General features: G+C 69.4%; 23 protein-coding genes. 12 read left to right on the top strand and 11 right to left on the bottom strand.

The annotated features are described in order from the left end of the window. Positions 1–211 precede the first annotated feature (211 nt). The gene (locus ABD793_RS22575) at positions 212–793 is read right to left on the bottom strand and encodes a GNAT family N-acetyltransferase (protein ID WP_344863075.1); all 582 of its coding nucleotides are present in this window, start codon (positions 791–793) and stop codon (positions 212–214) included. A gap of 113 nt (positions 794–906) precedes the next feature. On the opposite strand from ABD793_RS22575, the gene ABD793_RS22570 reads away from it, so the two are divergent. Both ABD793_RS22570 and ABD793_RS22565 read left to right on the top strand, forming a co-directional pair. Continuing rightward, positions 907–1,404, top strand: a complete 498-nt coding sequence (locus ABD793_RS22570) for a phosphoribosyltransferase (RefSeq protein WP_344863073.1) — start codon at positions 907–909, stop codon at positions 1,402–1,404. Then, entirely contained in the window at positions 1,401–2,123 is a 723-nt protein-coding gene (locus ABD793_RS22565; RefSeq protein WP_344863071.1) for a Fic family protein, read from the top strand. The genes ABD793_RS22570 and ABD793_RS22565 overlap by 4 nt, the downstream gene beginning before the upstream one ends. 4 nt (positions 2,124–2,127) lie before the next feature. Here ABD793_RS22565 and ABD793_RS22560 read toward each other — a convergent pair whose 3' ends face one another. Next, a complete protein-coding gene (locus ABD793_RS22560; RefSeq protein WP_344863069.1) occupies positions 2,128–2,697 on the bottom strand; it encodes a TetR/AcrR family transcriptional regulator in 570 nt (189 codons plus the stop codon). A gap of 90 nt (positions 2,698–2,787) precedes the next feature. On the opposite strand from ABD793_RS22560, the gene ABD793_RS22555 reads away from it, so the two are divergent. Beyond that, positions 2,788–3,675, top strand: a complete 888-nt coding sequence (locus ABD793_RS22555; protein WP_344863067.1) for an aldo/keto reductase — start codon at positions 2,788–2,790, stop codon at positions 3,673–3,675. Between the two features lie 6 nt (positions 3,676–3,681). On the opposite strand, the gene ABD793_RS22550 is transcribed toward ABD793_RS22555, so the two are convergent. Then, entirely contained in the window at positions 3,682–4,548 is an 867-nt protein-coding gene (locus ABD793_RS22550; RefSeq protein ID WP_344863065.1) for a sigma-70 family RNA polymerase sigma factor, read from the bottom strand. Positions 4,549–4,621: 73 nt separating this feature from the next. Here ABD793_RS22550 and ABD793_RS22545 point away from each other — a divergent pair, with 73 nt between their 5' ends. Then, positions 4,622–5,074, top strand: coding sequence for a carboxymuconolactone decarboxylase family protein (locus ABD793_RS22545; protein WP_344863063.1), 453 nt, complete (start codon positions 4,622–4,624; stop codon positions 5,072–5,074). Between the two features lie 189 nt (positions 5,075–5,263). Here the strand turns inward: ABD793_RS22545 and nicT are convergent, their stop codons facing one another. The 7 genes from nicT to ABD793_RS22510 form a co-directional block, all read right to left on the bottom strand. Further along, complete coding sequence (gene nicT, locus ABD793_RS22540) at positions 5,264–6,349, bottom strand: Nickel transporter NicT (protein ID WP_344863061.1); 1,086 nt, start codon at positions 6,347–6,349, stop codon at positions 5,264–5,266. 108 nt (positions 6,350–6,457) lie between these two features. Then, a complete protein-coding gene (murQ, locus tag ABD793_RS22535; RefSeq protein WP_344863059.1) occupies positions 6,458–7,387 on the bottom strand; it encodes an N-acetylmuramic acid 6-phosphate etherase in 930 nt (309 codons plus the stop codon). Positions 7,388–7,404: 17 nt separating this feature from the next. Beyond that, positions 7,405–8,406, bottom strand: a complete 1,002-nt coding sequence (locus tag ABD793_RS22530; protein ID WP_344863057.1) for a MurR/RpiR family transcriptional regulator — start codon at positions 8,404–8,406, stop codon at positions 7,405–7,407. Positions 8,407–8,617: 211 nt separating this feature from the next. Next, the gene (locus tag ABD793_RS22525; protein ID WP_344863055.1) at positions 8,618–10,369 is read right to left on the bottom strand and encodes a serine hydrolase domain-containing protein; all 1,752 of its coding nucleotides are present in this window, start codon (positions 10,367–10,369) and stop codon (positions 8,618–8,620) included. Between the two features lie 11 nt (positions 10,370–10,380). Then, a complete protein-coding gene (locus tag ABD793_RS22520) occupies positions 10,381–11,631 on the bottom strand; it encodes an exo-beta-N-acetylmuramidase NamZ family protein (RefSeq protein ID WP_344863053.1) in 1,251 nt (416 codons plus the stop codon). Next, the gene (locus ABD793_RS22515) at positions 11,628–13,283 is read right to left on the bottom strand and encodes a glycoside hydrolase family 3 protein (RefSeq protein WP_344863051.1); all 1,656 of its coding nucleotides are present in this window, start codon (positions 13,281–13,283) and stop codon (positions 11,628–11,630) included. The genes ABD793_RS22520 and ABD793_RS22515 overlap by 4 nt, the downstream gene beginning before the upstream one ends. 1,884 nt (positions 13,284–15,167) lie before the next feature. Beyond that, positions 15,168–15,989 (bottom strand): HAD family hydrolase, encoded by an 822-nt coding sequence (locus ABD793_RS22510; RefSeq protein ID WP_344863049.1) that lies wholly within the window; start codon positions 15,987–15,989, stop codon positions 15,168–15,170. Positions 15,990–16,658: 669 nt separating this feature from the next. On the opposite strand from ABD793_RS22510, the gene ssd reads away from it, so the two are divergent. The 8 genes from ssd (at position 16,659) to ABD793_RS22470 (ending at position 22,774) form a co-directional block, all read left to right on the top strand. Next, a complete protein-coding gene (gene ssd / locus ABD793_RS22505) occupies positions 16,659–17,726 on the top strand; it encodes a septum site-determining protein Ssd (RefSeq protein ID WP_344863047.1) in 1,068 nt (355 codons plus the stop codon). Positions 17,727–17,736: 10 nt separating this feature from the next. Continuing rightward, positions 17,737–18,885 carry a TadA family conjugal transfer-associated ATPase gene (locus tag ABD793_RS22500; RefSeq protein ID WP_344863045.1) on the top strand — a complete coding sequence of 383 codons (1,149 nt, stop codon included), beginning with the start codon at positions 17,737–17,739 and terminating at the stop codon, positions 18,883–18,885. A gap of 137 nt (positions 18,886–19,022) precedes the next feature. Next, complete coding sequence (locus ABD793_RS22495) at positions 19,023–19,640, top strand: type II secretion system F family protein (protein ID WP_344863043.1); 618 nt, start codon at positions 19,023–19,025, stop codon at positions 19,638–19,640. Positions 19,641–19,744: 104 nt separating this feature from the next. Beyond that, positions 19,745–20,338: a type II secretion system F family protein gene (locus tag ABD793_RS22490; protein ID WP_425548735.1), complete on the top strand. Its 594-nt coding sequence runs from the start codon at positions 19,745–19,747 to the stop codon at positions 20,336–20,338. 32 nt (positions 20,339–20,370) lie between these two features. After that, entirely contained in the window at positions 20,371–20,535 is a 165-nt protein-coding gene (locus ABD793_RS22485) for a DUF4244 domain-containing protein (protein WP_344863039.1), read from the top strand. Further along, the gene (locus ABD793_RS22480) at positions 20,535–20,873 is read left to right on the top strand and encodes a TadE family type IV pilus minor pilin (protein ID WP_344863037.1); all 339 of its coding nucleotides are present in this window, start codon (positions 20,535–20,537) and stop codon (positions 20,871–20,873) included. The genes ABD793_RS22485 and ABD793_RS22480 overlap by 1 nt, the downstream gene beginning before the upstream one ends. After that, positions 20,870–21,226 (top strand): Rv3654c family TadE-like protein, encoded by a 357-nt coding sequence (locus ABD793_RS22475; protein ID WP_344863035.1) that lies wholly within the window; start codon positions 20,870–20,872, stop codon positions 21,224–21,226. Before ABD793_RS22480 ends, ABD793_RS22475 begins: the two co-directional genes overlap by 4 nt. A gap of 927 nt (positions 21,227–22,153) precedes the next feature. Beyond that, positions 22,154–22,774, top strand: coding sequence for a bifunctional DNA primase/polymerase (locus ABD793_RS22470; protein ID WP_344863033.1), 621 nt, complete (start codon positions 22,154–22,156; stop codon positions 22,772–22,774). Positions 22,775–22,816: 42 nt separating this feature from the next. Here the strand turns inward: ABD793_RS22470 and ABD793_RS22465 are convergent, their stop codons facing one another. Next, complete coding sequence (locus ABD793_RS22465; RefSeq protein ID WP_344863031.1) at positions 22,817–25,846, bottom strand: DEAD/DEAH box helicase; 3,030 nt, start codon at positions 25,844–25,846, stop codon at positions 22,817–22,819. Positions 25,847–25,966: the final 120 nt, after the last annotated feature.

The raw sequence follows: 25,966 nt of genomic DNA, 5'->3' as shown, positions 1-25,966 counted from the left end.
CCGGCGGCATACAACCCCGCCGTCGCGTTCGCCCGCGCGGCAAACCCCTCCGACGGAGGAAACGTACGACTCTCAGTGAGCAGATTGTCCAACGCTGGGGACTGCTCGGTCATAATGCAAAGCCTCCTGTAGTGCGAACCCGCGGCTCACGGCACGCTATCGACGTTAGTCCGCCTACGACAAGGTTGCAGCCGCGTTGCGCCCCAGGTGGCTAGCCGAGGCGGGCCAGCAGCCGGGCCCGTGCGCCCGGCCACTCGGCGTCGGTCATCGAGTACAGCACCGTGTCGCGCGAAGTGCCGTCCGGCCGGATCCGGTGCGCCCGGAGCAGGCCCTCGCGCAGTGCGCCGAGCCGTTCGATCGCACGCTGTGAACGCAGGTTGCGCGCGTCGGTCTCCCACGCCACCCGCTGTGCGCCCCAGCTCTCGAAGGCGTTGCGCAGCAAGAGGAACTTCGCCTCGGTGTTGAGTGCGGTGCGCTGGAAACCGGCGCCGATCCAGGTGTGCCCGATGGACAGGATCCGGTGCTTCGCCACGATCTGGTAGTAGGAGGTGGTACCGGCGAAACGTCCGGAGGCGAGGTCGATCTGCGCCCACGCCCGCCGGTCCGGATCGGTCAGCGCGGCCTTCACGATGGCCTCGGCTTCCCCGAGCTCGACCGGCTGCCGGGAGCTCAGCCACGCCCAGATACCGGGATCGGCGCCGGCCTCGAGCAGGCCGGCAGCGTGGTCCATGGTCAGCGGTTCGAGTCGTACGTGGCTGCCGGACAAGGTGGGATGCTCCTGCCAATCACTCACGTGCTGCACGCTACGGCGGCAAGTGGCTGTTTCAGAGGTCCATTTGTACCTTCATTCACCAGTCCACTTGCCCGTTGCCTATGCTCGCGGGACGGACGGGAAAGAGGGCGTACATGGCCGCGGAGCGGGAAGAGCTCACCTGGGAGTTGTTCGGCACGGCCGGCCGGGAGCTGGCCCAGGTGGTCGCCGACGACGGATTCGCGCCCGATCTGGTGCTCTCCATCGCCAGGGGCGGACTGTTCGTGGCCGGCGCGCTCGGCTACGCACTGGACGTGAAGAACCTGCACGTGATGAACGTCGAGTTCTACACCGGTGTCGATCAGCGGCTCGAGCTGCCGGTGATGCTGCCGCCGGTGCCGAACGTGGTGGACCTGGCGAGCAAGAAGGTGCTGGTCGCCGACGACGTGGCGGACACCGGCGCCACGCTCAAGCTGGTCCGGGACTTCTGCGTCGACCACGTGGCCGACGTGCGGTGCGCGGTCATCTACGAAAAGCCGCATTCCACGGTCAAATGCGAGTACGTGTGGCGGCGCACCGACCGGTGGATCAACTTCCCGTGGTCGGTGCAGGCCCCCGTCGTAAAGCGTGCCGGGCAGGTGCTGGACGCGTGAGTGATCCGCTGAAGCCGTTGCTCGAACTCGACGGCGTTGCCGCTGCAGCCAAGGCGGCACAGGATGCGGTGTTCGCGGTGCACCGGCTGCCGGCGAATCTCCGGGGAGGCGCGGAGACCGCATCCGAGGCGTCGGTGCGCGCGGCGAGGGCGTCGGCCGGGATCGACGGTGCCAACCCCGAACTGCCCGCCGACGGTCCGGTGACCGATCCGCTGCTGGCCGGTGCACTGCGCGTGGCCGAGTCGCTCGAACCGCTGCTGCCGACCTGGCGACGGGCGCCGTTGCAGGCGCTGGCCCGGCTGCACCTGCTGGCCGCCTCCGACGTCGTGCGTGATCCGGACGAACTCGGCCGTCCACGCCGTGGCGGGCAACGCCTGGAGCTGCTGGCTCAGCTCGTCGCGGGGGCGACCTCGGTGCCCGGACCGGTGCTCACCGCCGTGGTGCACGGCGAACTGCTGGCGTTGTCCCCGTTCGGTACGGCCGACGGAGTGGTCGCCCGCGCGGCGGCACGGCTGTCGATGGTCGCCACCGGTCTCGACCCGAAGGCGCTGACCGTGCCCGAGGTGGCGTTCTTCCGAAGGGTGCCGAAGTACGTGGAGCTGGCCGCCGGCTTCGCGGACGGAACCCCGGACGGGGTGCAGGCCTGGCTGCTGTTCTGTTGCGAAGCCTTCGAAGCCGGCGCAAAGGAAGCCCGCAGCATCTCCTCCGCGGCGGGCTGACCGGTCAGCGGCGGATACCGTCCATCAGCAGGTCGAACATGCGGTTCAGCTGCTCCTGCCCACCGTTGATCGCGGTGGCGGAGGCCATCCCGACCACGCTGACCACAACGTCTTCGGCGCGCACGTCGGTGCGCAGCGTGCCGTCGACGGTTCCGGCGTCGAGGATGGTCTGGACTGCCGCGGTGAATTCCTTGCGCACCTCCGAGATCGCCACCGCGCCGGTGGAGAACAGCATCCGGAGAGAGTCCGCCATCTCCCGTTTCGTGGTCGCGTAGTCGGCGAACCGGTCCATCCAGCGGCGCAGCGCGCGGGCGGGTCCTTCGGCGGCGAGCAGGACCTCCGCGCTCGCGCACAGCTGCGCCACCTCGTCCCGGTACAGCGCTTCGACCAGCGCTTCACGGGTCGGGAAGTGCCGGTAGAGCGTGCCTATGCCGACTCCCGCGTCTCGGGCGACCTGCTCCAGGGTCACCGGCTCCCGGCCAGACCCGAACGCCGCACGGCCCGCTTCCAGCAGCCGGGTGCGATTGCGTTCCGCGTCCGCTCGCAGGCGTCGCGGCTTTTCCTCGCTCGACATGATGCGGAGGCTCCTCCGGTTCTGCTACGGTAGCGATACGGAGGCGCCTCCGCATCCTCCTCCACTATGCCAGAGCTGGAGTGAAACACCATGACGGCACTTGAGCCCGCCGCGCCCGGCGGTACTGCGGATCTCGCGGGACGGCCGGTCGCGCGCATCGGGTACGGCGCAATGCAACTGGAGCGTTCGACTGCCTCGCACGCGGACCGCCTCGCGGTGCTGCGGCAGGCAGTCGACGGCGGCGTCAACCACATCGACACCGCACAGTTCTACGGCGCGGGCGTCTGCAACGGCCTCATCCGCGAAGCGCTCGCGCCCTACCCGGACACCCTGGTCATCGTGACCAAGGTCGGCGCGGACAACGACCAGGACGGTTCGCTGGTCCTGCGGCAGCGACCGGAGGAACTGCGCGCACAGGTCGAAGCCAACCTCTCCGCACTCGGGGTCGACCGGCTGGACGTGGTCAACCTGCGCCGCGGGGACGCCCCGCCGGGGCTGATCGCCGAGGGAGACCAGATCGTCGACATCGACAGCCAGCTCGCCGAGCTGAGCGCACTGCGTGACGCAGGCAAGATCGGCGGCATCGGGCTCAGTCACGTCTCGGCTGACCAGCTGCGGCACGCGTTGCCCGCCGGGATCGTGTGCGTGCAGAACGGCTACAGCGTGCTCGACCGCTCCGGCGAGCCGGTGCTGGAGCTGTGCCGGGAGCACGGCGTCGCCTGGGTGCCGTTCTTCCCGCTCGGTTCGGCCTTCCAGCTCGGCTGGGACGTCACCGGCAACCCGGTCGTCACCGGGATCGCCGCCGACCTCGGCGTGACCGCGGCGCAGGTGGCGCTGGCCTGGCTGCTGGCGCACCACGAGGGCACGCTGCTGATCCCGGGCACGGCGAGTTCCGCGCACCTCGCCGAGAACCTGGCCGTGGGCGACGTGCGGCTGCCCGCGGACGCGATCGCCGCGCTCGACCGGATCGGCGGCTGATCCGGGTCAGCCCGCGAGCTCGACCATCGCCAGCCGGCGGGGGTCGGCGAGGATGTCGATTTCCACGATCAGCTCGTCACGCGTGGCGAACGCCAGTACCGATCGCAGCAGGCCGTGGTCGAGGGCGAGGATGCCGGGCGCGCCGTTGACGGTGGCGATCTGCGCCAGCGCTCCGCCGGCCCGGAACTGCACTGCCTGTCCGGCGATTTCGGCGGGACCCCGCACGAGTTTCGAACCCGCTCCGCCGGTGTCCACGCGCAGTACCGCGTCCGGATGCAGCAGTTCGACCAGTGCGGCGAAATCCCCGCCGCGCGCGGCGGCCAGCCAGGCGGTGACGATCCGCCGCTGCTGGCGGCGATCACGGGGACCGGCGGGTGACAGCCCGCGTACCCGCCGCCGGGCCCGGCTGGCCAGCTGCCGGGCCGCGGCGGGGCTGCGGTCCACGATCGGCGCGATTTCGTCGAACGGCACCGCGAACATGTCGTGCAGTACGAAGGAAAGCCGTTCCGCCGGATCGAGTGCCTCGAGTACCACGAGCAGGGCCAGCCCCACCGAATCGGCGAGGACCTCCTGGTCGGCGGGATCCGTTCCGTCGCCGGACGCCACGATCGGATCGGGCACGTGCGTATCGAGCGGTTCCGCACGGCGCGTCGCGCGCGAGCGCAGCATGGTGAGGCACTGCCGGGACACGACCGTGGTCAGCCAGCTGCCCGTGTCGCGCACGTCGGCACCGGACGCACGGGAGACCCGCAGCCAGCTCTCCTGGACCGCGTCGTCCGCTTCGGTGAAGGAACCGAGCATCCGATAGGCGAGCGCCCGCAGCCGGGGCCGGTGCTCCTCGAACCGGGCCGCCCAGAATTCTTCGTCCTGCACTGTCACATCCTCTCTCTCCGGCGAGTCCTACTTTCCGGACCCGCCGGACGCGGGCGATGTGACAGGAGGAGCAATGCAGGCTCGGATGAACCACCCGGTCCAGGTACACCCGGAAGCGATGCAGGCGTTGTTGGCGCTGGGCAAGGCGGCGCACGCCGGCACCCTGCCCACGGTGACCCACCAGCTGGTGCACCTGCGGGTGAGCCAGATCAACGGCTGCAGTGTCTGCGTGGACATGCACGCGCGCGAGCTCAAGGAAGCAGGGGAGAAGGACGAGCGGATCTGGGCCGTCGGGGCGTGGCGGGAATCGCCGTACTTCACCGACGCGGAACGGGCCGCGCTGGCACTGGCCGAATGCGTGACCCGGATCGCGGACCGCCCGGACCCGGTCCCGGACCAGGTCTGGGACGAGGCCGCCGACCACTACGACGAGCAGGAGCTGTCTTCCTTGCTGCTGACCATCGCGGGGATCAACGTGTGGAACCGCCTCAACGGCGCGATCCGGCAGCCGGTCGGTTCCTGGTGACCGAGGTGCGGCGCCGGGGTTTCCCGGCGCCGCACCGATCGGGTGAGCCAGTACGGGCGCTCCGGATTCCGGTGCGTCGCGAGGTCGCTGACTTGTTCTTGTCGCCTTCGCTGCGGTAGCGCTCAGCCCGGTTGCGGGCGGTTTTGGCGGCGACCACGAACATCTTCGCCGCGGCGGTGCACATCGCAATTAGGAGTCCGCGACCTCCAGCCGTGCCGTCCACTTCTCCTCGATCCGGCCGAAGCGCCAGACCGCGAGCGCCACCAGCCAGCTGAGCACGAACAGGCCGACGATGGCGAACCCGGCGTAGTCGAGGTCCACCTCGGCGATCGCGGCCAGCGGACCGTGCGTGATGTCCAGTTTCTCGGCCAGCAGCGAGCCGAGTTCGATGGTGCCGATGCCGAATGCGACGGCCACGGACAACGCGGTGACCGTGAGGTTGTAGTAGATCTTGCGGATCGGCCGGGCGAACGCCCAGCCGTAGGCGTAGTTCATCAGTACGCCGTCGGCAGCGTCGAACAGGCTCATGCCTGCGGCGAACAGCACCGGCAGTACCAGGATGGCGTACCAGGGCAAGGCGAACGTGGCCGCGCCCGCGGCGAGCACGAGCAGTCCGATCTCGGTCGCGGTGTCGAAACCGAGTCCGAAGAGGACACCCACCGGGTAGATGTGCCACGGCTTGCGCACGGCCTTCGTCACCCCGCGCAGCAACCGGTTCAGCAGCCCGCGGTTGTCCAGGTGCCGCTCCAGTGCCGCCTCGTCCAGCTCACCGCGGCGCATCCGGGTGAACACCCTGGCGAGGCCGATCAGCACCACGAGGTTCATGATCGCGATCAGGTACAGGAAAACGCCGGAAACCGAGGTGCCGATCAGTCCGGTCGTCTCGTGCAGGGCCGAGGAATCCTCCTCCAGCTGCCCGGCCAGTGCCCGCACGCCGAGTGACAGCAGTAAGCACAGCGCGAACACGACGGTGGAGTGCCCGAGCGAGAACCAGAACCCCACCGACAACGGCCGTTGCCCGTCGGACATCAGCTTGCGGGTGGTGTTGTCGATCGCGGCGATGTGGTCGGCGTCGAACGCGTGCCGCATGCCGAGGGTGAACGCGGTGACGCCCAGCCCGATGCCGAACCCGCCGGCGGCGCCGAGGTCGTAGTGCCGCGGCGCGACGACCAGCGCGAGCACTCCCCAGCCGACGAGGTTCAGCAGCAGGATCACCGCCGTCATCCCGCCGATCGACCACCGGTCGCGCCGGGAAAGACTCGTCTGCTGCGTCATGGGCGTCGTCCTCCTGCTCGGCCAAATACCTGAAAGGCTAAGCAGATGAACAGGTAAGTTGCAACGGGCCGCCCGCGGGATGAGATGCCCACGAGCGGCCGGGAGGGGTCAGCCTGCGCGCAGGCGAAGGGAGTCCAGTGCCTTGCGCACGTGCCCGTCGGCCGCGTCGAGTGCTTTGGCGGCGCGGGTGACGTCGCTGCCGGAAAGCAGGTGCACGAGTGCCACCTTCAGCTCACCGCCGGCTTCGGTCAGCGCGTCCGAGCAGTCGGCCATGGTCATGCCGGTGGCTTCCTGCAGGATGCGGATCGTGCGGCCGCGCAGCTTCGCGTTGGTGGCGCGCATGCTGACCATCAGGTTCGAGTACGTCTTGCCCATCTTGATCATCGTCGCGGTGGAGAACGCGGTGAGGATCAGCTTCTGCGCGGTACCCGCCTTCATCCGGGTGGAGCCCGCGATGACCTCGGGGCCGGTCGCGACCGCGATCAGCACCTCGACCTCGGCAGGCTTGGCGGCCCGCGGATTGGCCGAGACGAGACCGGTGTGCGCGCCGGCCCGGCGCGCGGCGGCGAGGGCGCCGAGCACGAACGGCGTCCGTCCGGACGCGGCCAGCCCGAGCACGAAGTCACCCGGCCGGACGGACGCGGTCAGCTCGGCTTCGCCTGCCTCCGCGTCGTCCTCGGCGTTTTCCACGGCCTCGCGCAGCGCCTTCGCGCCACCCGCATGGTGCGCGACGAACCAGTCCGCCGGCACGTTGAACGTGGGCACCAGCTCGGCCGCGTCGAGCGTGGCCAGCCGCCCGGAAGTACCCGCACCGACGTAGTGCACCCGGCCGCCGCCGCGCAGCGCCTCCACCGCGTAGTCCACCGCACGGGCCAGCTGCGGCAGCACTGCTGCGACCGCATCCGGCACCCGGCGGTCCTCGGCGTTGATCGCACCGAGGATCCCTTGCGTGGACATCAGGTCGATGTCGACCGTACGGGGGTTGCGCTGCTCGGTCGGTGAATCGACGTGCACCGTCTGACGCGGGACGGTCATCATGTGCCTCACTTTTCCGTTCACTTGCCGGTTTCCCGCGGGCGGCGGCGGCCGTCGGGCCTGACCCCGAGCCGGTGTGCGCCGACCGCGTCCCTCGTCGCGTCGAGCGCGTTGACCGAAGCCTCCATGTGCCGCTGGGCGACCCCGATGAAGAGGCAGTCGATCACGGTCAGCTGCGCGATCCGGCTGGCTGTCGCGCCGGAGCGGAAGGTCGTTTCCCTGGCCGCGGTGGTCAGCACGTGGTCGGCGACCTCGGTGACCGGCGAACGCGGGAAGTTCGTGACCGCCACGGTCACCGCGCCGCGCTCGCGTGCGACGCGCAGTGCTTCCACCGTGTCGGTGGTGGCGCCGGTGTGCGAGACGCCGATCGCGACGTCGCCCGCCTTCAGCACCGCGGCCGAGGTGAGCATGATGTGCGTGTCCGACCAGGCGAAGCTGATCCGCCCGATCCGGTGCAGCTTCTGCTGCAGGTCTGCGGCGACGAACGCACTGGCGCCGACGCCGTACACGTCCACCCGCCCGGCGCTCGCCACGAGGTCGATCACGCTCTGCAGTTGGGCCACGTCGAGCTGGTCGGCGGTCTCCTCGACGGCCCGCGCGTCGGCGAAGCTGACCTTGCCGACCACCGAGGCCAAGTCGTCGCCGGGGCCGATTTCACCACCGAGGTTGCGCGTGGTGCGTGCTTCGGTGCGTGCGGTGTCCGCGGCCAGCGCGATCCGCAGCTGGGGGTAGCCGCCCACGCCGACGGCCTTGCAGAAGCGGGTGACAGTGGTTTCCGAGGTGTTCGCCGCGAGGGCGACCTCGGTGATGCTGCGGCGCGCGACGGCGGCCGGATCGCCGAGCACCACCTGCGCGACGCGCTGCTCGGCGCGCGCGAGGCCGGGCAGGAGCGAGCGGATGCGGACCAACGGGCTCGCGTCGGCGTCCCTCGCAGGTACCTGGCCTGCGAGGGCCTCGGACGGCGCAGTGATGACTACGGAGTCGGCATCAGCTGCCGTCGGAAAGTTACTAACCGTTGGCATTTGAGACAAGGCTACCCACATCCTTTGGCAGGATCACAACTCGTCCGTGTCTGCGGACTTCGGTTCGCGATTAATCGTCGTTAAGAAAGTCGCTAACCGGGTCTGCCTTGTTAACGAGCTCAAGCTAACGACTTGGCAACTTAGTGTCGCGACCGAACGGCTGGGGTCCGGCTGAATGGGGCAGATTCGTCGGCGTAGCGCGACCGCGCGTTCACCGTGCGCTCAACTGCCACCCGGACGAGGTCAGCGAGGACGGATTTCGCTCACCATCGAGGACGGTTCGGCCGCGTTCGGTGACTTTCACACCGTCGAGTGAGATCCCACGGCCGGTGTAGTTGGCGTCGGTCGCGTAACGCCAGCGGAGGGTGGTAACGCCCGTCGCCGGCACGTCCGCGGACACCTGCCACCAGGCCCGGTGCCCGTGCCCGGAGAGCAACGTCACACTTCCGGCGGGTGCACCCGGTCCCGTTGCGTGCAATGAGACCGGTTGCCAATTGACCCCATCAACGCTCGATTCGAGCTGGAGCGGGTCACTCGGCCCCTCCGTGTCCACGAAGGCGTGGAAGGACGCGTGCAGCGACCCGCTCCGCGACGTCAGCGGCGGAGTACTGAGCGTCACGGTGGCGTTGTCGCCGGGACCCGCGTACCAAGCGTCACGGCCTACGACCGGCCGTACCGCCATGGCCTTGGCGAGCGACGTCGCCCAGACCTGCCGCGCGGTGTTGATCGATCCCCACTCGCGCGTGGGGTGCACGCGGTTGGTGAGCAGCAGCGCGAACGACCGTGACTCGGGGTCGATCACCAGCGTCGTCCCGGTGAAACCGGTGTGCCCCGCGGTGACCGGCGAGGACAGTGCGCCCATGTACCAGGGCTGGTCGAGTTCGAACCCGAGACCGTGGGAGTCGTCCGGGAAACGCTCGTTGTAGTTCGTGAGCATCTTCTCGACGGTGTCCGGCCGCAGGATGCGGTGCCCGCGGTAGCTGCCGCCGTTGAGGATGGTCTGACAGAGCACCGCCAGGTCACTCGCCGTGGAAAACACCCCGGCATGCCCTGCGACGCCACCGAGCGACCACGCGTTCTCGTCGTGCACCTGACCGCGTACGAGACCACGTGGCGGGTCGCTCTCGTACTCGGTCGCGGCGACCCGGCCCAGTTTCGAAGCCGGCGGGTTGTATCCGGTGTCGGCCATGCCGAGCGGCGTCGTGATCCGGTCGTGCACGACCTGGTCCAGTGGCTGTCCGGTGAGCTTTTCGACCACGAAGCCGAGCGTCAGCATGTTGAGGTCGGAGTACAGGTAGGTGCTGCCCGGCGCGTTCTTCAACGGACTGTCGAGCACGGCTTTGCGCCGCGAGGGGATGTCCGGGTAGCCCTCCCACAGCGACGGCGTGGGGTCGGCGTCGAATCCGGACGTGTGCGTGAGCAGCTGCTCGATCGTCACGTCCTGCTTGCCGTGCACACCGAAGTCGGGCAGGTAGCGCACGACCGGCGAGTTGACGTCCAGCTTGCCCTCGTCGACCAGCTGGAGCGCGGTGATCGAGGTGAACAGCTTGGAGATCGAGGCCAGGTCGAAGATGGTGTCGTCGCGCATCGGCACCTGCTGGCCGGGCGGCAGCTCGGTGCCGTTCGCGTCGGCGTAGCGCAGCGCGCCACCCACGGCGTAGCGATCCACGACCACACCGTCGTGCGCGAGCAGTCCCACGGCGCCGGAGAAGTGCGGATGCCCGCTGGCGTCCGGTTGCGTCCAGCTCTTCAGGAACTGCTCGGCGTCACGGATCGGCTGCTTGTCGAGGCCGACGTCGCCTGGCTCGCCTTCGCGCAGCGTCGTGCTCGCCGGGGCGAAACCCTGCCTGGGCCGGTCGAACCGGCCGGCGTCGTGCTGACTGCTGGTCGTGGCTGCTCCTGCGGTCGTGGTGGCCGCGAGCAGGACGGCCACCGTCGCGACGAGCACTTTCCTAGCACGCATGACCGGTCTCCTCAGCGATAGATCAGGTGCGGCCGTCGACTGCGATCGAAGTCGGCGAGCTCCGCGTGCCAGGCTCCGGTGATCTCGTCGACCCCGGCGCCGGCGTCGACCATGGTGCGCAGCCGCGCCGACCCGGACAGCTTGTCGATGGCGAGGTCCGGCCGCCAGCCGAATTTGTCCGGGGCGATTTGCTTGGCGGTCACCAGCATCGCGACGGCGGTGCGGACCGCGTCGAACGCCCGCGGATCGGTGACCGTGAGCTGCACGCCTCCGCAGGTCTCGTTCACGAACTTGCCGAACGTGGGCACGAAGTAGATCTCCCGGAACGCGGCACCCGGGAGGCGCAGCTTCTCCAGCTCCTCGCGCCAGCGCCAGTCGACGCCCGGCGCGCCGATGATCTCGAACGGCCGCGTGGTGCCTCGGCCCTCGGCGAAGACCGTGCCCTCGAACATTCCGGTGCCGGGGTAGACCAGGGCGGTGTCCGCCGTGGGCATGTTGGGGCTGGGCAGGATCCAGCGCAGCCCGGTTTGCGCGAAGAAGGTGTCGCGCTGCCAGCCGCGTACCTGGATCACTTCGAGGTGCCCGAGCTTGGCGCCGTCGCCGGGCAGGAACTCGGCGGCGAAGAACCGCGCGAGCTCGCCCACCGTCATGCCGTGTTGCTGCGCGATCGGCTTGAGACCGACGCCCGACGCGAACTTCGGGTCGAGCACTGGTCCGGCGAGGCGGCTGCCGATCGGGTTGGGCCGGTCGAGCACGACGAAGGAGGCGCCGACCTTCGCTGCCGCCAGCATCGCCGTGTACAGGGACCAGATGTAGGTGTAGAAGCGCGCGCCGACGTCGGCGATGTCGAAGACCACGGTGTCGAGCCCGGCCTTCGTGAACAGCGAAGCGAGCTTCTCGGCGTCGGCGCCGTACGCGTCGTACACGGGGATGCCGGTGCGCGGGTCGTTGTAGTCGCCTTCGGAGCCACCGGCCTGCGCGCTGCCGCGAAACCCGTGCTCGGGCCCGAAGGCAGCGACAGGGCGTATCCCGGCTGCGACCATCGAGTCGACGATGTGGTCGCCGTTCGCGAGTACGCCGGTCGGGTTGGACAGCACGCCGAGCTTGCGCCCGGCGAGTGGACGCCACCCCAGTGCGGCGAGCTGCTCCGCACCGGTGCGCACGTGTCCTTCCGGAGCTGCTTGCGCCATGGTCGAGCCGCCGGCGAGGACGGGCAGCGCCACCGCGGGGACGGCCAGGAAGTTCCGGCGGTTGAGGTTCACCAGGTCAGCCCATGTCCGAAGGGATATTTGACGGTGTGCACGTCGCCGTCGGCAGGCACGTCGACCGGCAGCTTCCCGCTCGGTTCGGCCTCGCCGAGCACCACCTTCGCCAGCGCCTCGAGCGACGGGGTGAGGTATCCGTAGGTGGCGAGCCAGGTGGGCACGGGGTTGGTGTATCCCGCGTCGTACGGGATCTGCGCAGCCACTGCGACCATGGGTTTGCCGGTATCGGTCAACGCTTGCAGGAGTTTGTTCTGCAACGGGAACCCGCCGAGATTGTTGGTGAGCACCACCACGAGGTCGGTGTTTTTCGCGGCCTCGGCGGCTTGCGCGATCAGCGCGTCGGACGGGGTTTGCCCGGTCTCCAGGGCGGTCGCCTTCGTGCCGTGCGCGGTGAGCCGCTCGGCGAGCGTCGATGTGCTGGTCTCGCCCCAGCCGGTGACCAGTGCCGTGGCCGGTTTTTGCTTCAGCGGCAGCACCCCGGCGTCGTTCGCGACGGCGGTGATCGACCGATCCGCGATGCCTTGCGCGACGGCGAGGTGTTCGGGCGTGCCGACCTTGCTTTCGACGAGTGCCGGGTTGTCGAACGGGGCGGACAGGATGCCGCGTTTCAGTTTCAACTTCAGCACCCGCAGCACGCTCTGGTCGATCCGCTGCATCGACAGCTCACCGGATTTCACCGCGGCGAGCACCGAGTTGATCGCGAGGTCAAGGTCCGCGGGCATCAGCAGCTGGTCGATACCTGCGTTGAGCGCGAGCACCGGGATTTCCGCGTCGCTGTGGAGTTCCCGGACCCCCTGCATTTCGAGCGAATCGGTGATCACCACTCCGTCGTATCCGAGTTCGCCGCGGAGTTTCCCGGTGATGATCGGTTCGGACAGCGTCGCCGGCTCACCCGAGGGGTCGAGACTCGGGAATTGGATGTGCGCGCTCATGATCGAATCGATCCCGGCGGAGATGGCTTCCTTGAACGGCGGCACGTCGGTCGTCCGCCACTGTTGCTCGGACCGATCGATGCGGGGCAGCCCGGTGTGGCTGTCGGTCGCCGCGTCCCCGTGCCCGGGGAAATGCTTGGCAGTGGCGGAAACGGTCTCCGCGGCCGGTCCAGAGTCCTGATACCCGCGCACCTCGGCGGCCACGAAGTCACCGGCCAGATCCGGCCGCCCGGAAAACGACCGTACCCCGATGACCGGATTGGCCGGATTGGAATTCACATCGGCGTCCGGCGCGTAGTCCTGGTTGATCCCGACCGCACGCAGCTCATGCCCGAGAACCGTGGCAGCCTCGGTGCCCGCCGAGACGTCCCGCCCGGCCGCGAGGGCCATCGAATTGGGAAATTCGGTGGCCGGCGCCCCCATCCGCGTGACGGTGCCACCCTCTTGATCGGTACCGATCTGCAACGGAATGTGTGCACCACTGCCGATCGCAGCCTGTTGCAGCCCATTGGAAAGCTTCGCGACCTGCCCCGGATCGTCGAAGTTGTCGCGGCTGTCGTTGTTGAAGTAAATGACCCCGCCGAGGTGGTACTTGCTGACCGCCTGAGCCGCCGTATCCACCCCGAAATCGGCCTGGTTTTTCGGATCGGCCTCGTCCGCGGCCTTGCCATTCACCCACGTGACGAACAGCTGCCCGACCTTCTCCTCAAGGCTCATCCCCCGCAACACCCGCGCCGCCGCCTCCGCCAACTCCGCCCCCGAACGACCCGCCTCGGTGACGGGATTGGCTACTCCGCTCGTCGAGTCGTGGGCCGTTCCCGGGGCGTGCGGTACTTGCGTGGTTGCCGGGTTACTGACTCCGCTTGCCAGGCCGTGCACTGCCGGGGTGTTCGCCGATCCTCGCTCGAGTGCCGTAGTGCCTGCTCCGCTCGTCGAACCCGGCCCACGTGCCACACTGCCCGCGCCGGTTCCCGCGTCGGCAAGCCCAGTCCCCGAGCCGGCGAACCGATCCGCGAGACCGTCGCCGGCATTCGGAGAACCACCCGGCGCGCCTGCATCCGCCGCGCTCGCAGCACCCGAAAATCCCCCACACGCCAGCACTCCCGCGAGCGAAACGGTCAACACCCGCACCCTCCGCAGCCGCCCGCGAACAAGTCGCTCCGCCACGATCGTCCTCCCAGTGTCGCGCACCGCCGACGTGAAGCCTCCACCGAACGGCGCCGGTATCGGGAAGCTACTCACCACCCCCCGCGTTGTCCATCGGCCGAGCGTTGGAACGACCAGCTTCACCTGAGCGGCCGCCCAGCCCCACCCCGCGCCCTGAACATCCAACGCCTAGCGCACCCAACGCGCGCAACACTCAACCCGCCCGAGCACCGGCCGATGCCGAGGCCCCTGTCGTGAACGAAGCGCCGAGCACCTAACGCACCGAATACCGCACGCCAAGCCCCTGCCGCGAGCGACGCGGCGAATACCGACCGACGCCGATCCCCGCTGTGAGCGACGCGGCGAGCCCCTACCGAGCACCGAGCCCCAACCGAAGCCCTGCCGTGCCCCGAGGACCATCGGCGCCAAGCCCTTGTCCGACGTCGTTCTCCGCCGCCAGCCGAACGGTCACCGGGCTAAAGGGCCCGTCCGGCGCCGGCATCCGCCGGGACGCGAACGGTTACCAGCGTGGGGCCCCGCCCCGTGGCGGATACCCGCTGGCACCCGAGCAGTTACCGAAGCGGAGCACCCGCCGAAACCGACACCCACTCGCTGCCGAGCACTCCACGGAACTGAGCGGCCACCGAAGCCGAACAGTCGTACGGGAGCAGCGCATTCCCCCGTACCAAGTGCCCTCACTGGCGCTACCACCGCCAGACCCCGCCCCACCGAACACACCTGACACCACGACGTTCCGCACCGAGCGCTGCCAACGTCCGCGTCCACTGGCCGCCTCGCCGACCCCACGCCCAAGCCAAGCCCACGCTCCGGCCGCCCACTCACCGACCACCCGCGCCCAGATTGCCCCCAACCCCGGCGCAACCTGCTCTCCCGTAAACCCGGCGCAACCCGCTCGCTCGCAAACCTGGCGTGACCCGCTTGCCCGCAAACCCGGTGAGACCCGGTCGCTCACCAGCCCGCGCCACCTGGTCGCCCACAAACTCGGCGCAACCTGGTCGCCCATAAACCGGCGTAACTTGAGAATTTCCCCCGCAAACACTGGCGGCGCCCGTCGGCCGAGGGCCAACGGGCGCCGCCTGCAAGCGCGGTACATCTCGGGCGACCAAGCGTGCAACTCTGGTCGTACCTTCATGGACTCGGCGTCCGGCGTCCCGGTACGCAGTCCCTAGACGACGAGCCTCCCGCGGCGTGCTGCGCGTGGGTACCCGGAGTCCGCGCACGGAGGTTGCCCGGGGTGGCAGAGGCTTCTCTTCTACCTCTGCCCTGGCCGACTCAACGTCCGCACCTACTTTCTACGCCGTGAGCCCGGTCACTTCAAGTGCGCGGATGGGTGCACCGTTACAGAGGCTCGATCCGGTGACAACAGCCCTCGCCGCCGGGACAATCGGTTGCCCCGCGCGGGGTATTCGATGCCTCGTACCGCCGTGTGGGTGTTCAGCCGGCAGACGAGCGGAACCGACGGCGACGGCTCAGGCTGTACCACGTCGCGCCGGCCGCGACCGCGCCAACACCGAGTGCCACCATTCCCGCGGAACGGGCCGGAATTCGGGTGCGCAGCGACATCGGCCGCTCGAACGACAGGACTGTCCACCCGCGTTCGTCGGCGGCTCGACGGAGTGCCTTGTCCGGGTTCACCGCGTGCGGGTGACCGACCGCCTCCAGGAGGGGGATGTCGGTACTCGAGTCGGTGTAGGCGAAACATTCATCGAGGTCGTACCCGTGCTCGGCGGCCTGTTGTTTCGCCGCGACTGCCTTGTTTTCGCCGTAGCAGTAGAAGCCGACTTCGCCCGAGTACCGTCCGTCGACGATCTCCATGCGGGTGGCAACGCACCGCGTGGCGCCCAGCATCTCTGCGACCGGCGCCGCGACTTCCTCGCCGGTGGCGGACAGGATGATCACGTCATGGCCGTCCGCCCGATGCTGCGCGATCAAATCGGTCGCCTCGACGTAGACAAGCGGGTCGACGACGTCGTGCAGCGTCTCGCGGACGATCGCGGAAACCTGAGCGACATCCCAGCCTGCGCAGAGTGCGGAGACTTCAGCACGCATCCGCTCGGTCTTGTCGGCGTCGGCGCCGGCGAGTGAGAAGACCAGTTGCGCATAAGCGCTTCGCAACGCGGCTCGTCGGTTGATCAGTCCTTCCTTGAGTAATGGCTTGCTGAAGGCGAGGGCGCTGGAGGAGGCGATGATCGTCTTGTCAAGATCGAAGAACGCGGCGGCGCGCCGGGATGACTCTTCGTTGCGGGTTTCGGCCACGTGATCAGGATAGGCGCTCGCCTCCTCGCCGGGTTGGCCCCACACCAGTCCGCCTGCCCGCCGGAAAATCCATGACATGACGGCACTTCCGGCTCCGGACGCCGTTATCGAATCGTAGGTGTCGAGTGCGGCACCAATCCGGACCAGGGCGAGTTACAGTGGACAGGTCCGGTGTAACCACCGGGCCGGTTCAGTCCGACCCCCCGGGGCTGAACCCCTGGCGGCCCTCGCCCCTCCCCCCTGGCGAGGGCCGCCTTCTTTCCCCGCGGTTTTCTTTTGTTCCTTTGCGCTCTGGCGCGTTCTTCCAGGTCTCGGGCAGGCACGCCCAAGACCGGTACTTCTCGCGGTGTAGCTCGTGCAGTCCGACCGCGACCGGCACTCAGCGAGTGCCCCGCTCTACCGCTCACCGTCGCCCCTCCCTTGAAACCGCCGGTTTCGTTTCTCTGCATCGATTCTCCTGATCTGTGCTCTCCGGCAATCGTTTTCCTGTCGGAATTCCTGCTTCTCATTGTGCAGGGGAAGCCGATGAGGAGGGCCGCGCTGGATCGATTTCGGGCCGAGTTGTCCACAACCCCCCGGTTGTCCACAGGAAGCCGAAACCTGCGTTGCCGCACGTGGTCGCTGCAGGCGACGGTGGAGATCCGGCCCACGAGACCCGGGGAGGGAAACATGGTCACCGCACGGCCACTCGTCGTCGCCGCCGACGGCACGGTGTTCGAAGAAATCCAGCGTGTCGCGGCTGTCGCCGGCAGCGAACTGGACCACGCGCCAGACCTCAGTGCCGCGCAAGGACGCTGGGCTCGCGCCCCCCTGGTGGTGGTCGAGGAAGATGCCGCAGTCGATCGTCCGGCCATGCCGCGGCGCGACGGTGTGGTGCTGATTTGCAAGGGCGCCGCCGGCATGGAGACCTGGCGGCGAGCTGCCACCGTCGGCGCGCGCCGGGTGCTGAGCCTGCCGGACGACGAATCCGACCTCACCGTCGCGTTCGCGGATGTCGCCGACGCGCCGGCCGATTCCCCGGGACCCGTTGTGGCTGTGGTCGGCGGGCGTGGTGGTGCGGGTGCTTCGGTGCTCGCCGCCGCAATCGCCGTGGAAGCAGACCGCTCGGGTCCGGCATTGCTCGTCGACTGCGATGAGCTCGGGGGAGGACTCGATCTGCCGCTCGGCTTGGAACACGCAAAAGGCTTGCGGTGGCCGGAAGTTCGTCTCTCCGGCCGAGTGTCCGTGCCTTCACTGGTCGCGTCGTTGCCGAGCCGCGGCACACTCCCGGTGCTGTCGTGTGGCCGATCCGGCCCGGGGCCCAGTCCCCGTGCGTTGTCCGCAGTGGTCGCGGCCGGCCGTCGCTCCGGGCGCACGGTCGTCTGCGATCTGCCTCGGCACCTCGGTGACGGTGCGCTGGCGGTGGCTGCTGCCTCGGACCTGGTCGTACTGGTCGTGCCTGTCGAGTTCCGCGCCTGTATGGCCGCGAAAAGGGTTCTGCACCGGCTGGGGTCGCACACCGACCGGCTCGCGATCGTCGCAAGTGGACATCCGGTCGACGGCGCGCCGCCCTCCCGAACTGCCGCGCTGCTGGGGCCGCCGCTCCTCGCGACATTGCCTCCGGAGCGGCGGGTCGCAGCCACCCTTGAAACGGGCGAGTTCGACCTGCCGCCGAAGGGGCCGCTCGTCGGTGCCGCTCGCGTGGTGCTGGCCGAGCTGCGGACCGCCACCTCTGCCGCTATCCCGACAGTCGCCTGACGGAGCAACGATGACCACCGAATTCGTCGAACGAGTACGTCACCGGCTCGCTGGGCAAAGCCGCGGCGCGGATCCGATCACGCTGGCCGAGGCGGTTCGCGCGGAGGCAGGTGGCGCGCTCAGCCACGATGCCGTGCTGGACGCCGTCCGCCAGGCGCAGGACGAATTCCTCGGGGTCGGTCCGCTCGCTACCTTGCTCGACGACGAAACGGTGACCGACGTCCTGGTCACCGCGCCGGACGAGGTGTGGATCGACGGGCCTGCCGGCCTGGCTCGCACCGCGGTGCGCTTCGCCGACGAGGACGCCGTCCGGCGGCTCGCTCAGCGGCTCGCGCTCGCCGCCGGCCGTCGGCTGGACGACGCTCAGCCCTACGTGGACGGCTGGCTCCCGGCGCCGCGCGGACGGCTTCGAGTGCACGCCGTTCTCCCGCCCATTGCTGCCGATGGAACCTGTCTGTCACTGCGAGTTCTGCGCCCTGCCACGTACGACTTGGACGCCCTGCGTCGACGCCGGGTATTCGACGAGGCTGGTGCGCGCATCCTGCGCACCGTCGTCGAGCATCGCCTTGCCTTCCTGGTTACGGGCGGTACCGGTGCCGGGAAGACCACGCTGCTGAGTGCGCTACTCGGTGTGGTGGATCCGGGTGAGCGCATCGTCTGCGTCGAGGACGCCGGTGAATTGCGTCCGACGCATCCGCAGTTCGTCAGTCTCGTCGCCCGTCCGGCCAATGTGGAGGGAGCAGGTGCGGTGGACCTGCCCGAGCTGGTCCGGCAGGCGCTGCGGATGCGGCCGGATCGGCTCGTCGTCGGCGAAGTCCGCGGTGGGGAAGTGTGCTCGCTGCTCAACGCGCTGAACACCGGTCACGAGGGCGGTGCCTGTACCTTGCACGCCAATTCGCCGGCGGAGGTGCCCGCTCGGCTCGAAGCGCTCGCCGCGCTGGGTGGTCTCGGCCGGGAGGCGTTGCACAGCCAGCTCGCTGCCGCCGTCCGGGTGGTCTTGCACATGCGTCGCACGTCCGTCGGACGGGCGCTCACCGAAGTGGCCGTGCTTCAGCGGTACCACGGCGAGGTCCGTGCCGTCGCGGTGTGGCGCGAAGGACAGTGGACCGCTCGGCGAGCTCTTTTCACCGATCTCGTCCGGGATGAGGCGTGCGCATGATTTCCGCCTGGCCTCTGCTCTGCATCGGTACCGGAATCCTGTGTTGGCCGACGATTCCCAGTCGGCTGCTCCCGGCATTCCGGCTGCGACTCAGATTGCCGGTTCCGCCTCGGCGAGCACTGTGGCTGACTCCGGCAGTGCTGGCATTTCCGGTTGCCGGGGTCGGGGCGGCGGTCGCGACCGCTCTGCTCACCTTTTCGATCGGTCAGGAATGGCGCAGCAGAAGGGAAAAGTCCGCCGCATTGGCGCGGGCCGAGCAGGCATCGGCGGCCCTTCGGATGGTGGTGGCCGAGCTGCGTTCCGGTACGCATCCGGCGCCGGCTGCGGAAGCAGCCGCCGATGCTGTACCGGCCTTGGCCGGGGAGCTGCGCAATCTGGCGACCGCCGCCCGGCTCGACGGTCCCCTCGAGTCGGCTGCACTACCCGGACTTGCCCAGGCCTGGAACCTCGCCCGTCGGCACGGTCTGCCGATCGCCGACACACTGGAAGCGACTCGCCGCGACGTCGAGGCCGAGACGATGTTCGCCCGGCGGCTGCACGCGAAGATGGCGGGTCCGCGTATGAGTGCCACGGTGCTCACGGTTCTGCCCATCGGCTGTCTCGCGCTCGGCCAGGCGATCGGCGCCGGGCCGTTGACAGTGCTGACCGGAACCCTTGTGGGCCAAGCATTTTTGGTTGTCGGTGCAGCTTTGCTGTGGGCCGGCACTGCTTGGTCACGTGCACTGACCGGACGCACGGGGGTGGTGGGCACATGACGCCCCTCGGAGTGGCGCTCGTACTCGCCGCCGTGGCATTGGTGCTTTGGCCGGGTGCGCCGCCGCCTCGTCATCTCGCACGGGCTCGGCGGGGTCGGCCGACGGTGCGTCCATCGATCATCCATGCTGCGACGGCGGTCCTCGGCGGCCTGTCGGTGGCAGCCGTGGTCGGGATCCCGGTCGGCCTCGTCTTCGGCGTGGGCGGGTGGTGGCTGCTGCGAAGGTCGCGGCGTGCTCGAGCCCCGGACGACGTTGCCGAACGGCTTCGTTCCGCGGCCGTGCTCGACCTGCTCAATGCCTGTCTCCGGACCGGGATGCCAGTCCCGGTGGCGCTCGAAACCGTCGCGAACGGTGCGCCGGCCGAGACTGGCAGGGCACTGCGGTCGACGGCCAGCCTGCTTGCTCTCGGCGCCGACCCGAAGCCTGCGTGGGCTCCAGTGCGGGCACGCGCGGGGTTCGAGGAGCTGGCCGTCGCCGCCACCCGTACCGCGCGGTCCGGCACCGCACTCGCCGCGACCGCGGATGACCTGGCCCGCCGTCTGCGTGACGGGCTGGATGCCGAGGCCGAAGAACGCGCAGAACGGGCCGGGGTCGCTCTCGCCCTGCCGGTGGGGTTGTGCTTCCTGCCCGCGTTCTTCGCTCTCGGCGTGCTGCCGGTGGTGCTCGGCCTTGCCGAGCGAATCGGTGGCTTGTTGTGAATCCATCCACTATCGGAAGAAGGAAAACCGGTATGCGGTTTCTGCAGGGAGACGAGGGCACCACCACCGCCGAATATGCGATCGGCACGGTAGCGGCATCGGCCTTCGCCGTCCTTCTCTACCTCGTGCTCACCGGAGACACGGTCTCCACGGCGTTGTCCGAGCTCGTGCAACGAGCTTTGACGCTGGCCACCTGATGGCCGGCCGCCGCCGGGACGGTGGCTTCGTCACCGTTGAGGCCGCGCTCTCCCTTGGGGCGCTCACCGCCGTACTCGCGGTACTGCTCGCGGGAACGACCGCGGTGGCCGGACACCTGCGTTGCCTGGATGCCGCGCGGGAAGCCGCACGGCTTGCTGCGGCTGGACAGCCGGGCGCCGCTGACGCCGTCGTGCAGACCATCGCTCCGCACGGTGCCCGTCTCACCGTCCACCGCTCCGGCGACGGACTCACCGTCGAGGTCACCACGGATGCGCTCGCCGTATTGCACCTGAGTGCCAGTGCTTACGCGATTGCCGAACCGGGAGTGGAACCGTGAGCCGTTCCAGTGACTCGGGCGTGGCCACGGTGTGGACGGCCCTCGCAACAGTGGCGCTGGTCAGCGTGAGCGTGCTGGTCTGGTGGGTCGGCGTCGCGATCACCGCTCGGCACCGAGCCGAGGCAGCAGCCGACCTCGGTGCCTTGGCTGCTGCCGCACACGCAGCAGACGGCCCGACCACAGCCTGCGCCCGCGCGCGAGAGGTGGCGGATCGGGAACGGGCAGTCGTGACAAGTTGCCGGTGGCGCGATCGCGACGCGTTTGTCGAGGTGCGCTCCACGGTCGCCCCGGTACCCGGCTCGCCACCACCGACCGCACGAGCCCGAGCCGGACCGCTCGACCTGCCACCCTGACCTGGCTCCGGACGGCCTGGCGACCGTGCCTCGTCTTGCGTGACCCGACCACCGTGGCCCGTTTGCGCTACCCGACCACCGTGGCCCCATTTTGCGCGGTCGGTTAGCTCCCCCGGCGGCTGCGTTGCCCTGCGCGGTTGACATTGCCTTGCGCGGTTGACCTGTTGTTGCGGGGTCGCATTGTGCCGGTCCCTCTCGGCGGTTGACGTGTTGATCTCGCGGCCGTATCGCGTTCCTGCGGGCCGGGGGCGGGCTGGACCGGGCTGGCTGGCTTGTTCGTTCCGGCTGCTGCTGCCGTGGCCCGTGCGGGTCACGGCAGCAAAGGGCCGTTGTGCTGGTTGGGTTCCTCGGTGAGATGGCTTGGTGGTCCGACCTGGGTGGCTCCGTCTTGGTCCGAGTTGGTGGCCGGCTCGCTGTCTCGACCGGAGCGGGGCTGGTTCGCTTCCGTCTCGCATCTGGCGGTCCGGTCCGCTGTCGTGGCTGGACGGTCGGCCGAGGGGCCTCCGGCGGGCGACCGCTTGTCGACAGGCGTCGGAGTGTGGTGATCAGCCGGGAGGAAGTGCCGCCTCGCTGGTTCGGATCGGCGTGCCGATGAGTGGCGGGAGGGCGCGAGCAGCGGTCGCCGCCACGCGGCGAGCGGTTGAAAGGCCAGGTCAGAGCGGTGTGCCGGGAGCTGTGACCGTCGCGGTGCGCGCGGGTCGGAAAGTGTCGAAGGCCGGGGAGAGCGGACTGGCGGGCAGGTCAGCGGCCGGTGACCGGCGCGCCGGTATCGGTCGAGCGGTGCACTACTTGGCGTTCAACGCGCGGTGACTGCCGGTTGTCGCGCGGGGCTTCCGCGCAATGTGCAAATTGCCGTTAAGTGAGATGTGCGCCACCAAGGCCCCGACCCGAGGGGCGCGAAGACCGGAACCTGAAGGCAGGAAAGCAATGTTGGACGCGAATTGGCCGGACAGCTGGCGGAGCGCCTTCCGCATCGAACTGCGTGCGGAGGCGATCGGCCTCGCATGGCGGGGCTGGCCGGTGCTCCCCGGGGCCGCCCCGGCGCCGATCACCGGTGAGGGGGACAACCTGACCTGGCGGCGGCCGGTGCCTGTGCGTGATGACTGGCGCGAGCTCGTCGGCACGCACGCTCACGAGGTTGCGAGCTGGTTCACCAACCGCACGCACAGCCTGCTCGTGGCCACCGGCACCGTGGTGGACGCGATCGAGGTCGACCAGGAACTCGGCAAGCGTGCCGCCCGGTTGCTCCGTGCTGCGGGGCATCCGGCACCGATCGTCGCGATGCCGAACGGCCGGTGGCTGTTTCTGACCACCCCCGCCGACGACCTCCCCGCCGAACTGGCCGAGCTGGCCTCGGTGCAGTGGCACGGCGACGGCAGTTACATCCCGCTGCCGCCCTCGCCGTTCCAGCACGGCGTGGTGCACTGGCGCGTGAAGCCCGAGGTGTGTGGCTGGCAGCTGCCGGATGCCACCGAGGTGCACGACGTTCTGGTGCGCGCGCTCAGCACCGGACGCGCTCCGCTGCTGGTGGAGACCACGGCCGCCTGACCGGTCCCACTCCGGCAGGCCGCACGAGACAACCGAAGAGTTTCACGAACCATCGTGGCCACACTGCTGCCCGTGCTGACGCAACGCCCCGAGCACGGCATCCAGTACGGCCACCGCCCCTGCCTTGTCCAGTGGATCGTTGCCGTTCCCGCACTTCGGCGACTGAACACAGGACGGGCAGCCCGTCGGGCACTCGCAGGAGACGATCGCCTCCCGCGTAGCGGCCAGCCACGGGACAATCGCGGCATAACCGCGGTCGGCAAACCCTGCACCCCCAGGATGCCCATCGTGCACGAACACCGTTGCCTCCCCGGTGTCTTCGTGCCGCGCGGTCGACACCCCGCCGATGTCCCAGCGGTCGCACGTAGCGAACAGCGGTAGCAGGCCGATCGCCGCGTGCTCGGCGGCGTGCAGGGCGCCGGGGAAGCGTGCCGGAACCAGTCCGGCACCCCCCGGTGCCCTGCCGACCACCCCGGTCCCCACCGGCTGCGAGACTTCAGATGCTGCTGTCCGCGAGGATTCGGACTCCGCCGGTCGCGTTGCTTCCGGCTCCGCCAATTGCAGGGCCTCGGTTCCCACTGGGGCGGCCTCGGTTCCCGCTGGTTTTGTGGCTTCGGCCCTCGCGTGGTCCTTGTCGGATTGCTCTCCTTGCGCGGCCCGCTTGTCTGCCGGAAGGCGAGTGAGGTCGGCGGATTCCCGGCCATGCCCAGACGGCACAGAAGACACAGACCCTGCAGAAGACGCCGACGGAACGGACGACACAGACTCTGCAGAAAGTGTGGATCCTGCAGAAAAGTGAGTCCGCGCAGAAGTCCCTGGCCCGCCGGAAGTCTCCGGCCTGGCGGAAGCGCTCGGTCTGGTGGAAGTCTCCGGCTCGGCGGAATCGTCCGGCTCGGTGGAAGTCTCCGGCTCGGTGGAAGTCTCCGGCTCGGCGGAATCGTCCGGCTCGGTGGAAGTCTCCGGCTCGGTGGAAGTCTCCGGCTCGGCGGAAGCGTCCGGCTCGGTGGAAGTCCCCGGCTCGGTGGAAGTCCCCGGCTCGGCGGAAGCGTCCGGCCCGGTGGAAGTCCCCGGCCTGGTGGAAGCCTCCGGCCCGGCAGAACCTCCCGACCCAGGAGAAGCGGCCGGTCCAGCAGTAGGCGCGGACTCCAGAAGATCTGCTGACACCGTGTACCACACCGCTCTGGTGTGGAGGCTTTGCTGGGGTAGGTCCAGTGGTGTGTGGTCCAGTACCTCGCCCGAGGGGCGGCGGCGCAGGTAGCCCACGACCTGGGACGTCACTGCCACCTCGCCCAGGGATACCGTCACGCCGTTGTGGTGGCATTGCTGTTCGGTGGTCAGCACGGAGATGTCCACGATCTCGCGGGGGGACGTGTTCCAGTCCGGGTCCTCCGCGTGCACCAGGGCGAGGTCCGTCTCCAGGTCCAGTTCGTCCACCACGTACGACGAGCCCTGGTGCAGGTATACCGCGCCGGGGTGGACGGCGAAGCACGCCGAGCCAGGGTCCACCGTGCCGAGCATGCGGCCCGAGTCCGCTTCCACCACCGCCACCTGATCGCCGCCGGAGCCGCGGATGCCCACCTCGGCGTGCGGGCGGGCCGGGGCGGTCCAATACCAGCCGCTGGTCCGGCGGCGAAGCAGCTTCTCCGCCACCAGATCCGCCAGCACGGTGCGTGCCGCATCGCCGCCGAAGGTCGGCAGCTCCGGTTCCGTGAGCGGCAGCTCGGCGACGGCGCACGCCAGCTGTGGCCCCAGCACGTACGGGTTCGTCGGGTCCAGCACGGCGGTCTCCACCGGACGCTCCAGCAACGCCTGCGGATGGTGCACCAAATACGTGTCGAGGGGATCGTCGCGGGCGACGAACACCACCAGGGCCTCCTCGCCGGAGCGGCCTGCGCGACCGGACTGTTGCCAGAACGACGCCAGCGTGCCCGGATAGCCGGCCAGCACCACCGCGTCCAGGCCCGCGATGTCGACGCCGAGCTCCAGCGCGTTGGTGGTGGCCACCCCCAGCAGCCGGCCGGACAGCAACGCCCGCTCCAGCTCCCGCCGTTCCTCTGGGAGGAAGCCGGAACGGTACGCCGCCACGGTTTCCACCAGCGAAGGGTCCACTTCGGACAACTGACGGCGTGCGGTGAGCGCGGTGAGTTCCGCGCCGCGGCGGGAACGGACGAACGCCAGTGACCGGGCGCCCTCCACGACCAGTTCGGTGAGGATCCGTGCGGTTTCGGCGCCTGCCGGCCTGCGGACCGGTGCGCCGTTCTCGCCACTGAGCTCCTCGAGCAGCGGTGGCTCCCACAACGCGATCGTGCGCGCCCCGCGGGGTGACGCGTCCTCCGTGACCGCCTCGCAGGCCAGCCCCGTGAGCCGGGATGCGAAGTCCGCCGGGGAGGCCGTGGTCGCCGAGGCCAGCACGAAAACCGGCGACGCTCCGTAATGCTGTGCGACTCGGCGCAGCCGTCGCAACAGCAGTGCGACGTGCGAACCGAAGACGCCCCGGTAGCTGTGGCACTCGTCCACGACCACGTACTGCAGCCTGCGGAAGAACTGCGTCCAGCGCGAATGCGCGGACAGGATGCCGCGGTGGAGCATGTCGGGGTTGCTGAACACCCAGTTCGCGTGCGCCCGGACCCAGTCGCGCTCTGTCATCGGCGTATCGCCGTCGAACGCCGCCGCACGCACCCCGGGAACGTCCAAAGAGGACACCGAGCGCAGCTGGTCGGCACCCAGCGCCTTGGTGGGCGAGAGGTACAGCGCGGTGGCCTTCGATCCGGTGGCCAGCTCCGAGAGCACCGGTAGCTGGTAGGCGAGCGACTTGCCGGACGCGGTGCCGGTGGACACCACCACGTGCGCGCCCGCATGGGCAAGGCGGGCCGCGCTGACCTGGTGCTGCCACGGTTTCCCGACGCCTGCCGCGGCGAACGCGGACACCACTTCCGGCGCCGCCCACTCCGGCCACGACGCGAAAACCGCCGCGCGCGCCGGCAGCCTGCGGACATGCGTGACCGGGTTCTCCCGCGCCGGGATCCCGGCCGTGACCCGGTCAAGCAGCCTCGGTCCGCGCTCTCCCACCACGTGCCGAAGCTTCGCACAGGACACCGACAGAACCGGCCCGAGATCGATCCAGTGACCAATCACACAAGGTCACCGAACGTGCGCTGCCCGGGACGCGTTGCGGAGCGCCGAAGCAGTACC

This window comes from Amycolatopsis ultiminotia, from assembly GCF_039536925.1.
GTDB classification, from domain to species: domain Bacteria; phylum Actinomycetota; class Actinomycetes; order Mycobacteriales; family Pseudonocardiaceae; genus Amycolatopsis; species Amycolatopsis ultiminotia.
The sequence above is the reverse complement of the archived record's forward strand: the minus strand, read 5'-3'. Positions and strand labels throughout refer to the sequence as shown.